General features: G+C 63.8%; 11 protein-coding genes. 6 read left to right on the top strand and 5 right to left on the bottom strand.

Translation table 11 applies throughout. The features are described from left to right. Positions 1-75: 75 nt before the first annotated feature. The 4 genes from C7I56_RS04550 (at position 76) to rsmA (ending at position 5,547) form a co-directional block, all read left to right on the top strand. Complete coding sequence (locus tag C7I56_RS04550; RefSeq protein WP_106639307.1) at positions 76-2,304, top strand: LPS-assembly protein LptD; 2,229 nt, start codon at positions 76-78, stop codon at positions 2,302-2,304. Positions 2,305-2,394: 90 nt separating this feature from the next. After that, positions 2,395-3,723 carry a peptidylprolyl isomerase gene (locus tag C7I56_RS04545; RefSeq protein ID WP_245409580.1) on the top strand — a complete coding sequence of 443 codons (1,329 nt, stop codon included), beginning with the start codon at positions 2,395-2,397 and terminating at the stop codon, positions 3,721-3,723. Between the two features lie 19 nt (positions 3,724-3,742). Further along, the gene (pdxA, locus tag C7I56_RS04540) at positions 3,743-4,723 is read left to right on the top strand and encodes a 4-hydroxythreonine-4-phosphate dehydrogenase PdxA (RefSeq protein ID WP_245409579.1); all 981 of its coding nucleotides are present in this window, start codon (positions 3,743-3,745) and stop codon (positions 4,721-4,723) included. Next, entirely contained in the window at positions 4,696-5,547 is an 852-nt protein-coding gene (gene rsmA, locus C7I56_RS04535) for a 16S rRNA (adenine(1518)-N(6)/adenine(1519)-N(6))-dimethyltransferase RsmA (protein ID WP_106639304.1), read from the top strand. The genes pdxA and rsmA overlap by 28 nt, the downstream gene beginning before the upstream one ends. A 336-nt stretch (positions 5,548-5,883) precedes the next feature. On the opposite strand, the gene C7I56_RS04530 is transcribed toward rsmA, so the two are convergent. The 4 genes from C7I56_RS04530 to C7I56_RS04515 form a co-directional block, all read right to left on the bottom strand. Continuing rightward, positions 5,884-6,387 (bottom strand): tetratricopeptide repeat protein, encoded by a 504-nt coding sequence (locus tag C7I56_RS04530; RefSeq protein WP_106639639.1) that lies wholly within the window; start codon positions 6,385-6,387, stop codon positions 5,884-5,886. A gap of 31 nt (positions 6,388-6,418) precedes the next feature. After that, positions 6,419-7,603, bottom strand: coding sequence for an RsmB/NOP family class I SAM-dependent RNA methyltransferase (locus C7I56_RS04525; RefSeq protein WP_106639303.1), 1,185 nt, complete (start codon positions 7,601-7,603; stop codon positions 6,419-6,421). Next, the gene (gene guaB / locus C7I56_RS04520; protein ID WP_106639302.1) at positions 7,604-9,061 is read right to left on the bottom strand and encodes an IMP dehydrogenase; all 1,458 of its coding nucleotides are present in this window, start codon (positions 9,059-9,061) and stop codon (positions 7,604-7,606) included. A 75-nt stretch (positions 9,062-9,136) separates the two neighbouring features. Then, complete coding sequence (locus C7I56_RS04515) at positions 9,137-9,952, bottom strand: HpcH/HpaI aldolase/citrate lyase family protein (RefSeq protein ID WP_106639301.1); 816 nt, start codon at positions 9,950-9,952, stop codon at positions 9,137-9,139. 104 nt (positions 9,953-10,056) lie between these two features. Here C7I56_RS04515 and C7I56_RS04510 point away from each other — a divergent pair, with 104 nt between their 5' ends. Together C7I56_RS04510 and C7I56_RS04505 are read left to right on the top strand one after the other, a co-directional pair. Further along, positions 10,057-11,040 carry an SPFH domain-containing protein gene (locus tag C7I56_RS04510; RefSeq protein WP_106639638.1) on the top strand — a complete coding sequence of 328 codons (984 nt, stop codon included), beginning with the start codon at positions 10,057-10,059 and terminating at the stop codon, positions 11,038-11,040. Continuing rightward, positions 11,037-11,489 (top strand): NfeD family protein, encoded by a 453-nt coding sequence (locus tag C7I56_RS04505; RefSeq protein WP_199792317.1) that lies wholly within the window; start codon positions 11,037-11,039, stop codon positions 11,487-11,489. The genes C7I56_RS04510 and C7I56_RS04505 overlap by 4 nt, the downstream gene beginning before the upstream one ends. Before the next feature lie 476 nt (positions 11,490-11,965). Here C7I56_RS04505 and C7I56_RS04500 read toward each other — a convergent pair whose 3' ends face one another. Further along, a complete protein-coding gene (locus tag C7I56_RS04500; RefSeq protein WP_106639299.1) occupies positions 11,966-13,561 on the bottom strand; it encodes a phosphoenolpyruvate carboxykinase in 1,596 nt (531 codons plus the stop codon). Between the last annotated feature and the right edge of the window lie 17 nt (positions 13,562-13,578).

The raw sequence follows: 13,578 nt of genomic DNA, 5'->3' as shown, positions 1-13,578 counted from the left end.
GGTGAACGGACAATCTTTTTGGGTAACGCCTGCACGGTTGCCAGCGGCCCTCCTTCGGCCTTAAGGCGGGCCAGGATGGCCGCGTTCGGCCCAAGATGCTGGAATGAAGTGAAGACGCTCCACCTCCTTTGCCGGACCGCCCTCCCCCTGCTCGCCTTGCCCAGCGCGGCCTGGGCGCAGGAAATCGCGCCCGTGGCGGAGGAAGCGCGCGAGGTCCGGTTCAGCGCCGACCAGCTCACCTACGATACCAATAGCGAGATCGTGACGGCGACGGGCGATGTGCGAATGGCGAGCGAAGGCAATAACCTGCGCGCCAACGAGGTTACCTGGAACCGGACGAGCGGCGCGGTGATCGCGAGCGGCAATGTTCAACTGGCAACCCCGGGCGGCGACCGTGTTTACGGCGACCGGGTGGAACTGACCGACGCCCTGCGCGACGGCGTGATCGAAAACCTGCTCCTGGTGCTGGCCGATGGCGGGCGGCTGGCGGCGAACCGGGCAACGCGGGACGATAAAGTCACGACCCTCTTTCAGGCGGCTTATTCGCCCTGCGCGGTGTTGACCGAGGAGGGTTGCCCCAAGGAGCCGACCTGGCAGATCAATGCTGTCAGGGTCGTTCACGATCCCGACCGGGGCCGTATTCGCTATGAAGGCGCGTCGCTGAACCTGTTCGGCGTGCCGATCATCGCCCTGCCCGGGCTGTCGCATCCGGACGGATCGAAGGGCGGCAGCGGGCTGTTGTTCCCCGACATCAAGGTCAGCGGCAATAATGGATTCGAGCTTGCCCTGCCTTATTACATGCAGCTTGCGCCCAATCGCGACCTTACCCTTACCCCTCACGTTTATAGCGAGGTGCTGCCCGCGGCCGAGGCCGAGTATCGCGAACTGACGTCCATCGGCGCCTATCGCCTGCGCGGCTTCGTAACCTATGGGTCACGCCAGGATATCGGCCCGGACTCAACCGGCCGCGACAAGGATATTCGCGCCTATCTGGAGGGGAACGGCAAGTTCCAGCTGAGCCCCAAGTGGAGCATCACAGCGTCGGGCCGCTACACGACCGACCGCACCTTCCTGCGCCGCTACGATATTTCTAATGACGACCGCTTGCGCAGCGTCGTCAATGCCGAGCGGATCAGCGCGAACAGCTATATCTCGATTGCTGGTTGGGTCTTCCAGGGCCTGCGCGTCACCGATGTCGCCGGTCAGCAGCCCTTTGCACTTCCCGCGATCGACGCGCGCTGGCGGTTTGAGGATCCCTATCTCGGTGGCGGTATCGAGCTTCAGGCGAACAGCCTCGCCCTCATCCGCAACGAAGGCCAGAACACCCAGCGTGCCTTTGCGGGCCTACGGTGGGAGCGGCGGCGGATTACTGACTGGGGCCAGGAACTGACGCTAACCGCTTATGCGCGCGGCGACATCTACCACACGAACGATACGGAATTGACCGCAACTCCTCTCTACCGTGGCGAAGAGGGCTGGAACGGAAGGGCGATCGGTGCGCTTGCCGCCGAGCTCAAATGGCCGCTCATCGGCGAATTTATGGGTGGGACGCAGCGTTTGACGCCACGTGTCCAGATCGTCGCGTCACCCGTTACCGGAAACCTCGATCTTCCCAACGAAGATGCGCGCGCCGTCGATCTTGAGGATTCGAACCTCTTCGCACTAAACCGTTTTCCCGGCTACGACCGCTGGGAGGATGGCGCGCGCATCACTTATGGCGCGGACTGGAATATCGACCTTCCCGGCGTTCAGATCCGCACGACGGTGGGGCAAAGCTACCGGCTGAGCGACAGGCAATCGCTGCTTCCCGAAGGCACGGGGCTGTCCGACAAATTTTCCGATTATGTGGGCCGAACGACGGTGCGCGTCGGGCGCCGGGTGAGCTTCACCCATCGCTTCCGGCTGGACAAGGACAGCCTCGCCATTCGCAGGAACGAGGTCGACGCCACTTATGGCGGACAACAAACCTATGCGACAATCGGCTATTTCCGCCTCAATCGCGACATCGGACCGCAGCTCGAAGATCTGCGCGACCGCGAGGAGGTCCGCGCCGGTGGCCGCGTGAAGATCGCGCGTTACTGGTCGATCTTCGGATCGGCGGTCATCGATCTCACCGGCCGGGACGAGGATGTTTTCTCGCAGGCTGACGGTTTCGAGCCGGTCCGCCACCGCCTTGGCATCGCCTATGACGACGATTGCCTGGAGGTTGGCGTCACCTGGCGCCGCGATTATGAGGATACGGGGGACATTTCGCGCGGCAATACTTTCCTGTTCCGGGTGGCATTGAAGAACCTGGGCCGCTAAGCTCAGGTTCAGCCATGGCGTGACAGGGTCGCGGTCCGCTTGAAATTTGGAGGAATGATGAAGCTCGGTCGTTTTCACGGAGCAGGACTGATGTTGGCCGGATCGCTTCTGGCGGCGGCGGCGGTTGCGCAAAATGCTGTGCCCCCGGCTGCTACGCCCCAGGGCGCAGCGCCGCAGGGTGGGCTCAATCTTCCGTCTAATCCGCAGTTTTTCGGCGATACCGATCCGTCGGTCCGCAAGGCCACGGCGATCGTCAATAGCGAGATCATCACCGGCACCGATGTCGATCACCGCATGGCTCTGCTCGTCATGGCCAATCAGGGCCGGACGATTTCGCCCGAGGACATGAAGCGCCTGCGCGCGCAAACCCTCCGCAACCTCGTCGACGAATCATTGCAGATCCAGGCGGCGAAGGCGTCCGAGATCGAAGTGACGAAGGCCGAGATCGACCGTTATTTCGAACGTTATGCACAATCCACCGGCCAGACCGGCGCGCAAATGACCGCGTTTCTCGCCCAGAATAATTCGTCGGTTCAGACCGTGAAGCGGCAGATCGAGGCGGAAATCGCGTGGAGCCGCCTGCAGGGCCGCGAGATCGAGCCGTTCGTCAACGTCTCCGAAGAAGAGGTGAAGGCGATGATCGATCGCCTCAACGCATCGAAGGGCCAACCCGAATATAGCGTTTCGGAAATCTATCTGCCGATTCAGGGCGGCAATGACGCCGAGGTCGAGCAGAGCGCCAACGCGATTGCCGCGCAGATCGCACAGGGCGCACCGTTCCAGGTTGCCGCCCAGCGCTTCTCGCAGGCGTCCACCGCGGCGCGCGGCGGAAGCCTCGGCTGGGTGAAGGCCGATCAACTTCCCGCCGAATTGTCAGAAGCTGTACGCAGCCTTCCGGTCGGCCAAATCAGCCGTCCGATCAAGATCGCCGGTGGCTATTCCATCGTTCGCGTCGACGACAGCCGTCAGGTGCTGACGAGCGATCCGCGCGACGCCGTGCTGAGCCTCCTCCAGATGTCCCTTTCCTTCCCCAAGGGCATGACCCGCGATCAGGCGAGCGGCAAGGTGGCCGAACTGGCGAAGGTCAGCCAGGAGATGGGCGGATGCGGCGGCGCTCAGGCCGCGGCGCAGCGTATCGGTGCGGAACTCGTGTCGAACGATACGACCCGCGTGCGCGATCTTCCGCCCGCGCTTCAGAACATGATCCTTGCCCTCGACGTCGGCCAGGCGACAACGCCGTTCGGCTCCGTCGAGGATGGCGTGCGCGTTCTCGTCCTGTGCGGCCGCGACGATCCGAGCCAGGCGGCGACGCCGTCCTTCGATCAGGTTTATGCGCAATTGAGCGAGCAGCGTGTGAACCTGCGCGCCCAGCGTTACCTGCGCGACCTTCGCCGCGACGCGGTGGTTGAATATCGCTGAGGCTGTTTTGGGCGCAACCTTGCCCCTCGCCGTTTCCCTGGGGGATCCGGCGGGTATCGGCCCGGAGATCATTGCAAAAGCGTGGGAGCGGCGGCGTGAAGCGAACGTCCCGCCATTCTTCGCCGTCGGCAATTGCAACGGCGTGACGGCCGTTTGGGACGGGCCGATCCGTGCGATTTCGGAGCCTGCCGAGGCGCTGAGGTGCTTCAACGAGGCGCTGCCCATGTTCCGGATCGACGGCAATGCCGTGGTCCCGGGGCAGCCGGACGTTGAGGGCGCACGCAATGCGCTCGACGCGTTGGAGCTTGCGGTCGGCCTAACCCGTTCGGGCGCGGCGGCGGCGCTGGTGACGGGACCGGTGTCCAAAGGGCAGCTCTACACGATCGGCTTCACCCATCCGGGCCAAACCGAGTTCGTCGCCGAACGCTGCGGCGTCGCCAAGGAATTGGTGGCGATGATGCTGGCCGGGCCGACCTTGCGCACTGTGCCCGTAACCATCCATGTGCCGCTGCGCGAGGTTCCCGATGTGCTGACGATCGACCTGATCGTCCAGCGCTGCCGCACCGTCGCGCGCGGGCTGCAGCGTCAGTTCGGCATCGTCAGTCCGCGCATCGCGGTGGCAGGGCTCAACCCTCATGCCGGAGAGAATGGCGCTCTGGGCCGGGAGGAGATCGATATCATCCTGCCGGCGATCGAACGATTGCGTGAGGAAGGCCTGGATGTAGTCGGCCCGCTTGCGGGCGACACAATGTTTCACGACCGGATGCGCGCCACTTACGACGCCGCGCTCTGCATGTATCACGATCAGGCGCTGATCCCCCTCAAAGCCCTCCATTTCGACGATGGCGTGAACATGACGCTCGGCCTGCCGATCGTCCGCACGTCACCCGATCACGGCACAGCTTTCCACATTGCGGGCCGGAACATTGCCGAGCCGGGCGCGATGATCGCGGCGTTGAAGACCGCCGCCGAATGCGCGCGCCGCGTTGCCGAGGCGTGAGGCCACTCCCCCCCTTGCGCGAGGTTATCGCGGCGCATGGGCTCAATGCTTCAAAAGCGCTGGGGCAGAATTTCCTGCTCGACGAACAATTACTGGACCGGATCGCACGCATCCCGGGGCCGCTGGATGGCGCGACCGTCTATGAAGTCGGTCCCGGCCCGGGCGGCCTGACCCGCGCTTTGCTGCGCACCGGGGCGAAGGTGGTTGCTGTGGAGCGGGATCGGCGCTGCCTGCCTGCCCTGGCGGAAGTGAATGACGCGGCGGACGGGCGGCTGACCGTGATCGAGGGCGATGCGCTGGCGATCGACGAGAGCGCTGTTGCGGGCGATGGCGCCCATATCGCGTCCAACCTTCCCTATAATGTCGGGACTGCCCTGCTTGTGCGCTGGCTTGGCGGAGAAACCTGGCCGCCTTTCTGGCAATCGCTGACCCTGATGTTCCAGCTGGAAGTCGCGGAGCGGATCGTCGCCAAACCCGGCACAGGCGCCTATGGCCGCCTTGCCGTGCTCGCCCAGTGGCGGAGCGAGGCGAAGCTCGCGATGAAGATCCATCGCTCGGCCTTCGTGCCGCCGCCCAAAGTGATGTCGGCTGTGGTCCACATCGTGCCGAAAGCGGCGCCCGAGGGGGTTTCAGCGGCAGTGCTGGAGAAAGTGACCGCGGCTGCCTTCGGTCAACGCCGCAAGATGCTGCGCGGGAGCCTTAAGTCCGTCCCGCGTGCGATTGAAGCACTGGAGGCCTTAGGCATCGACCCCGAACGGCGCGCGGAAACATTGCGTGTCGAGGATTTCGTCGCGATTGCGCGCATTCTCACGAAGGACCGCTAACACTTAACTCCGCTAGGGCTGAGCCTGTCGAGCCCGTGGGCATCGCACCCTTCACACGTCCTTCGACAAGCTCAGGACTAGCGGTGTTTTAGGCGATTTAATTGGGCTTGGCGCCTTTTCTCAGCCTTCCATGACAGGCGACCCTTGCGATGGAAGCGTCGAGCCCGAGAGGCGCGCAGAAACACGGAATATCGAGGATTTTCTGCGCGATTGCACGTATTCTCTCGAACAAACTCTAACACTTAACTCCGCTAGGGCTGAGCTTGTCGAAGCCCGTGGGCATCGTACGATTCACACGTCTTTCGACAGGCTCAGGACTAGCGGTGGGGTGGATGCTTAGTTAGCCTTGGTGGTTTCCGGCGCGACCGCTTCGGCCGTAACGACCGGCGGACCCTTCGCGATCGCGGCGGCGAGCGTGTCCGCTTGCGGACACGGCGCGGTGCATAGCGAACGGACCTTTTCGAGATTCTGTTTGGCGCGATCGACGGCGCCGCGTTCCACCATCGCTTCGCCCTGTCCCGCGAGCGCGACGACATCATTGGGTTCAAGCGCCAACGCTTCGGCGTAGAAGCCGATCGCCTTGCCCGGCATCTTCATGCCCAAAGCGGCGCGGCCAAGGCCAATATAGGCGGCTCGGTTGCGCGGGTCGACGGCGAGCGCGGTTTCGAACGCATCGCGCGCCTTGTCATATTGGCCGACGGAAAGGTCGTTCTGTCCCTGCTTGGTCAGCGATACCGAGCGTGCATCGATCTGCTCAACGCCCTGCTGCTTGCTGTGCCCGGCGCTGCCCATGGTCGCCGCGACGATGGTGGCGGAAATGGCGATCGGCAAAAGGCGCATCAGGGTCTCCATCATTGGCAGCCATTCTATATCACGGCCGCCGCCACCGCGCGACGAAAAAGCCGTCGGTGCCGTCGTGGCCGGGCGTGAGAATCAAACCGTCTCCAGCCGCGCGGCCAGCCGTGAGCGGCGCCTTTTCGGGCAGGAAGGCTGAATGGCGGCTGACGAAGGCCGATGCCTGATCGCGCCCCTCCGCCGCGAGTAGCGAGCAGACGGCATAGACAAGCCGGCCGCCAGGCTTCACAAGGCCCGCCCCGATATCCAGCAAATGGCTCTGGACGGCGGTGAGTTGGGCGAGGCGCTTTTCAGTGAGGCGCCAGCGCGTTTCGGGGTTGCGGCGCCAAGTGCCGGTCCCCGAACAGGGTGCATCGATCAGCACGAGATCGGCCTGCCCGGCGAGATCGGCGAGGGCGCTCACTTCCTGGTTCGGATTGAGCAGGCGCGTCTCGACGATGGAGACGCCCGCACGGTCGAGGCGCGCACTAATGCGGGACAGGCGACCGCGATCGACATCGCAGGCAATGATCCGCCCCGCATTCTCCATCTCGGCGGCGAGGGCGAGCGTCTTGCCCCCTGCCCCGGCACAAAGATCGACGACGACCATGCCCGGGGCGGCTTCGCAAGCGAGGCTGAGGAGCTGACTTCCCTCGTCCTGAATTTCGATGAGGCCGCTGGCCCAGGCTGGATCCTGTTCGACAGCGAAGCCTTCGGGAAGCCGAAGGGCGATTGGCGAATGGGGCGCCGGTTCCGCCTGCGCGAGGCGTGCCTGAACTTCAGCTCGATCGCCCTTCAGCCGGTTGACGCGAATATCGAGCGGCGCGCGTTCCAAGAGAGCTGGCCATTCCTCTGGCGCAACCAGCGGATCGAGGCGCGGGCGGAGCCACGCCGGGACGAGGCTGGGTGTCGCCGCCGCCTCCTCCCCTTCCGCAATCGGCGCGGGTCCGTGCGAGGAGCCATCGAACAGAGGCACAAGATCGGCGTCATCGGCCGCGAGCCCCAACATCGCGGCGCGGCCCGATACCGGCCGTTCGCCGCTGCGACGGATGGCGCGGTAGACGAGGTCGCGAACTGCGCGCCGGTCCTTGGACCCCGCATAGCGGCGCTCCTTGAAGTAACGGGCGATGAGCGTGTCGGCGGCGGCGCCTCCGGTGCGAGCGGCGTCGATGATCTGGTCGAGCAGCTCGATCGCGGCCTGAACGCGGGCGGCGGGCGTCACCTAGCGAGTCGGATAATTAGGGGCTTCACGGGTGATCGTCACGTCGTGAACGTGGCTTTCACGCAGGCCCGCATTGGTGATGCGGACGAATTGAGCGCGCTCCTGAAGCTCGGCGATCGTCCCGGCACCGGTATAGCCCATCGCGGCCTTTACGCCGCCGACCAGCTGATGGACGATTTCCTTGACTGGGCCGCGATAGGGCACCTGGCCTTCAATGCCTTCGGGAACGAGCTTCAGCTGATCCTTGATGTCCTGCTGGAAATAGCGGTCGGCAGAGCCTCGCGCCATCGCGCCGACCGAACCCATGCCGCGATAGGATTTGTATGTCCGGCCCTGATAGAGGAAGGTTTCGCCCGGCGCTTCCTCGGTGCCCGCGAGGAGCGAACCAACCATGACGGTGGATGCGCCGGCCGCGAGAGCCTTGGCGATGTCGCCGCTGGTCCGCAGACCGCCGTCGCCGATGATCGGGGTGCCGGACTTGGCCGCTTCATTCGCGGCGTCCATGATCGCGGTGAGCTGCGGCACGCCGACGCCAGCGACGACGCGGGTGGTGCAGATGGAGCCGGGGCCGATGCCGACCTTCACGCCGTCCGCGCCCGCGCCGATCAACGCCTTGGTCGCTTCGCCGGTCGCAACATTGCCCGCAATGACCTGTACGCTGTTCGACAATTTCTTGATCCGCTCGACGGCCTTCGCGACGTCGGCATTGTGGCCGTGAGCGGTGTCGATAACGATAAGATCGCATTCGGCGTCGATCAGCGCTTCGCTGCGCTCATAGCCTTTGTCGCCGACCGTGGTGGCGGCGGCGACGCGCAGGCGGCCCGAGCCGTCCTTCGTCGCTTCGGGATAATTGACGGCCTTTTCCATGTCCTTGACGGTGATGAGACCAATGCAGCGGCCCGCATTGTCCACCACCAGCAATTTCTCGATGCGGCGCTGGTGGAGCTGGCGGCGCGCTTCTTCCTGGCTGACGCCGGGGCCGACGGTGACAAGGTTGTCGCTCGTCATCAGTTCGGAGACCGGCTGGCGCGGATTTTCGGCGAAGCGGACGTCGCGGTTGGTGAGGATGCCGACCAGGCGCCCACCCGCTTCCGTAATGGGAATGCCGGAAATGCGGTGCCTCTGCATCAGCTCCAGCGCATCGGCGAGCGGCTGATCGGGCGTCATCGTGATCGGGTTGACGACCATCCCGCTTTCGTAGCGCTTTACCGCACGGACGGCGGCGGCCTGCTCCTCGACCGAGAGGTTGCGGTGGAGAACGCCGAGGCCGCCCAATTGCGCCATGGCGATCGCCATGTCGGCTTCGGTTACCGTATCCATCGCCGAGGAGAGGAGCGGGATGTTGAGCCCGATCTCCTTCGTGACGCGGGTGCGAGTATCGGCCTGACTGGGCAGCACGCTCGACTCCCTGGGCTTCAAGAGCACGTCGTCGAAGGTGAGGCCCAGGGTGATATCCATGCTGTCTGTCTCGCTGTCCGGGAGTCGTGAGGCTCTATAGAAAGGGTTTCCCGGTAAGGCTAGGCGTTCCCCTTGTCAGCGCCGGGCCTTGGCGAGTATAGCCTCGGCCTGCGCCACATGCATCGCTTCGATCATCCGGCCTTCGTGGCGCTCTGCCCCACCCGTTGCGGCGGCGATGAGCCTTTCGGCGGCAGCGATTTCCCCCACAGATGGGCCGAAGATGCGGTTGGCGGTTTCGATCTGGTTCGGGTGGATGAGGGTTTTGCCGTCGAAACCGAGAGCGCGGCCTGCTTGGCATTCGGCTTCGAGGCCCGCCGCATCGTCAAGGCCGTTAAAGACGCCGTCGAAGGCGGCAATGCCCTGGGCGCGGGCGGCGAGGAGGATGGACTGGAGGGCGAGGCTCATGCCGGAACGGTCCGCGCCCGGCGGCAGGCCGAGATCGTAGGCGAGATCGTTGGTGCCGGCGATAAGGGCCTGAGAGTGGCGGGCGATTTCGCGGGCAGCGAGAACGCCTGCCGCCGTTTCGATCATGGCGAGGACCGGCTTTTGCGAGAGGGAATGAGCGTCACCGATCCTCTTCGCGGTTTCGGCCTTGGGAAGGACGACGAAGTCTGCGGCGCTGCCCCGCACCGCGACGGCATCATCGCCGAAATGGTGGCCGATATCGGCATTGACCCGGATCGCGACGAGCTTGCCGGGAAAACCGTGATGCGTAGCCTCGACAGCGGCGGCGCGGGCGGTGGCCTTGTCCTCTTCCTTCACCGCATCTTCGAGATCGAGGATGATGAGGTCGGCGGGGAGCGTGCGGGCTTTCTCGATGGCGCGGGGATTGGAAGCGGGGAGGAAGAGGACCGAGCGGCAAAGGCGAAGCTGCTGTAGTGTCGGCTGCATGCATGTCTCTCCCTTTTCTCGCGGATTTCCTACACTTTTTCCGCTTGGAATGTTGGATATCAGGCGACATCATGATCGCCAACGCATTTGGGGAGGAATCGGCGATGGAAGTCACGGCAATGTTCTTCGTGCTGCTGCTTGTGATCATCTATCTGATGGCGAGCATCAAGATCGTGCGGCAGGGCTATCGCTATACGATCGAGCATTTCGGCCGCTTCACCAGCGTCGCGGCGCCGGGCTTCAATTTCTACCCCGCCTTTTTCTATCGCGTTGGCCGCAAAATCAACATGATGGAGCAGGTTCTTGATATTCCGGGTCAAGAGATCATCACCAAAGACAATGCGATGATCTCGACCGACGGCGTGGTCTTCTTCCAGGTGCTGGACGCGGCCAAGGCGGCCTATGAGGTTTCGGATCTCTATGTCGCGATCATGCAGCTGACGACGACGAACCTGCGCACCGTCATGGGATCGATGGACCTCGATGAAACGCTGTCGAAGCGCGACGAGATCAATGCCCGCCTGCTGGCGGTCGTTGACCAGGCCACCGAATCCTGGGGCGTCAAGATTACTCGCGTGGAGATCAAGGACATCCGTCCGCCTGCCGATATCGTGAACGCAATGGGCCGCCAGATGAAGGCGGAGCGCGAAAAGCGCGCCTCGATTCTGGAGGCTGAAGGGTCGCGGGCGTCGGAAATCCTGCGTGCCGAGGGGCAGAAGCAGTCGCAGATCCTGGAGGCCGAAGGCCGCCGCGAGGCCGCCTTCCGCGACGCCGAGGCCCGCGAACGCGCCGCCGAAGCGGAAGCCAAGGCGACGCAGATGGTGTCGGACGCGATTGCGGGCGGCAACACGCAGGCGATCAACTATTTCATCGCGCAGAAATATGTGGATGCGGTGAGCCAGTTCGCGACATCGCCCAATGCCAAGACGATCCTGTTCCCGGTCGAAGCGACCCAGCTGATCGGCACATTGGGCGGGATTGGCGAACTCGCCCGCGATGCGCTCGGCAAGGGATCGGCGGAATTGCCGCCCGCACCCCCTGCCCCGCCCGCGCGGCGCAAGGGGCCGTTCGAAGGCGCGGCGGAGTGAACGGCTTCGATCTCGACCCCGAATGGTGGTGGCTGATCGGCGCCGCCATTTTGGGCATCGCCGAGATATTGGTGCCGGGCGTCTTCCTGATCTGGCTCGCGGCTGCAGCGGCGGTGACCGGGTTTGCGGCTTTGCTTGGCCTGCCGCTCGCGTTTCAATTCGGGCTGTTTGCGTTGCTGGCCATCGCCGCGGTGATGTTTGGGCGGCGTTGGTATGCCGCCAACCCGGTGGAGAGCAGCGATCCGTTGCTCAATGACCGGACCGCGCGATTGATTGGCGAGACGGTGCTGGTCGTTGACGCGATTGAGGGCGGACGCGGTCGCGTGAAAGTTGGCGACGGAGTTTGGATGGCCAAGGGGCCTGATGTGACGGCTGGATCGCGTGTGCGGGTGATAGGCGCTGAGGGGGGGTGCTTGCTGGTGGAGCCGGTTGGGGCGCTTCCCGGATAGTGATCGCCATTGCGAGGAGGATGGCGACGAAGCAATGCATCCGTTGCAGGTGCGGTGCCGCTGGATTGCTTCGCTTTGCTCGCAATGACGATGGTGGCCTAAATCGCCGCTGACGAGAGTGTTTAGAGAAGCGTTCGTGCGGGTTGGATCGGGCTTCAACAGGTTCAGCCCTAGCTGAGTTGGGGCTTGGAGTTTGGTGGGGCTGCGGCCTTCCTACTGCCGAGCGTGGCTTTCATCCCGCTAGTCCTGAGCTTGTCGAAGGACGTTCCAGTTTGAACTGGTTTGACGTGGCAAGCCTTGGCGATGTGATGAGCTAGCTGAGGCTGGCGGAATTTCGCCCTCTCGTCTCTGATCCTCCTGTGAACACCGAGCGGATGGACCGGGCTTCGACAGGCTCAGCCCTAGCGGGTTTGGGGGATTTGGAAGAAGCGCCGGCCCCATTGGGGCCAGCGCTTTTCTTTACGGGCTATTTTGCCTCAGGCCGCTGTCGGTGCGGACTCCCGGACGCCTTGGTCGACATGGGCTTCGAACTTGGCGAAATTGTCGATGAAGAGCTGGACGAGCTTTTTCGCCGTCGCGTCATATTCGGCCTTGTCGGCCCAAGTGCTTTTCGGATCGAGGATTGCGGTGTCGACGCCGGGCACGCTGACCGGCACGTCGAAGCCGAAATAGGGATCCTTGCGAAATTCGACATTCTTGAGGCTGCCGTCGAGCGCGGCATTCAAGAGCGCGCGGGTGGCCTTGATCGGCATGCGCTTGCCGACGCCATATTTGCCGCCGGTCCAGCCCGTGTTGACCAGCCAGCAATCGACATTGCCCTTGGCGATCCGCTCCTTGAGGAGGTTGCCATAGACGCTCGGGTGGCGCGGCATGAAGGGGGCACCGAAGCAGGTGGAGAAGGTGGCTTCGGGCTCGGTCACGCCGATTTCGGTGCCCGCGACCTTGGCGGTGTAGCCCGACAGGAAGTGATACATGGCCTGGTCCGGCGTCAGCTTCGCGATCGGAGGCAGGACTCCGAAAGCATCGGCGGTCAGCATCACGATGTTGCGCGGAACGGGGCCGAGATTTTCCTTCGACGCATTGGGGATGAAGTCGATCGGATAGGCGCCACGGGTGTTTTCCGCGAGGCTGTTGTCGTCGAGATCGAGTTCGCGCGTGTCGGGATCGATTACGACATTTTCGAGAACGGTGCCGAAGCGGCGGGTGGTCGCGTAGATCTCCGGCTCCGCTTCTTCCGACAGACGGATCATCTTGGCGTAGCAGCCGCCTTCAAAATTGAAGACGTTGGTGTCCGACCAGCCATGTTCATCGTCGCCGATGAGGGTGCGGCTGGCGTCGGCCGACAGAGTCGTCTTGCCGGTGCCGGAAAGGCCGAAGAAGACGGCGGTGTCGCCATTGGGGCCGATATTGGCCGAGCAGTGCATCGGCATCACGCCGTCCACGGGCAGGAGGTAGTTCAAGACGCCGAAGACCGACTTCTTCATCTCGCCCGCATATTGGGTGCCACCGATGAGGATCAGCTTTTCGGTGAGGTTGACGGCGATCACGGTTTCGCCGCGGCAGCCGTGCTTTGCCGGATCGGCCTTGAAGCTCGGCAGATCGATGATCGTGAATTCGGGAGTGAAGCCTTCCAGCTCCGAGGCTTCCGGACGGACGAGCATCGTGCGGATGAACTGATTGTGCCAGGCAAGCTCGTTGATCACGCGGACGCGGACGCGATGCTCGGGCTGCGATCCGCCATAGAGATCGGCGACGAAAAGCGTGTCCTTATCACTGACGCAGGCGAGGAAATCGGCCTTCAATGCGGCGAACTGCTCTGGCGTCATCGCGGCGTTATTGTCCCACCAGATGGTGCCTTCGGTTTCCGAATCGCGGACGGTGAACTTGTCCTTGGCGGAACGGCCGGTGTGCTTGCCGGTGGCGACGACAAGCGGGCCGTCCTTGGCGAGCATGCCCTCACCGCGCTTCACCGCTTGTTCGGTGAGCGCTGCGGGCAGCAGGTTCCAGTGGATATCGGCTTTAGTAACAATGCCTTGTTCGGCAAGCCCATGATTGGGCACGCGCTTCGCCACGACGATTTCTCCTAATG

It is taken from the genome of Allosphingosinicella vermicomposti (assembly GCF_003012815.1).
Taxonomy (GTDB): domain Bacteria; phylum Pseudomonadota; class Alphaproteobacteria; order Sphingomonadales; family Sphingomonadaceae; genus Allosphingosinicella; species Allosphingosinicella vermicomposti.
The sequence above is the reverse complement of the archived record's forward strand: the minus strand, read 5'-3'. Positions and strand labels throughout refer to the sequence as shown.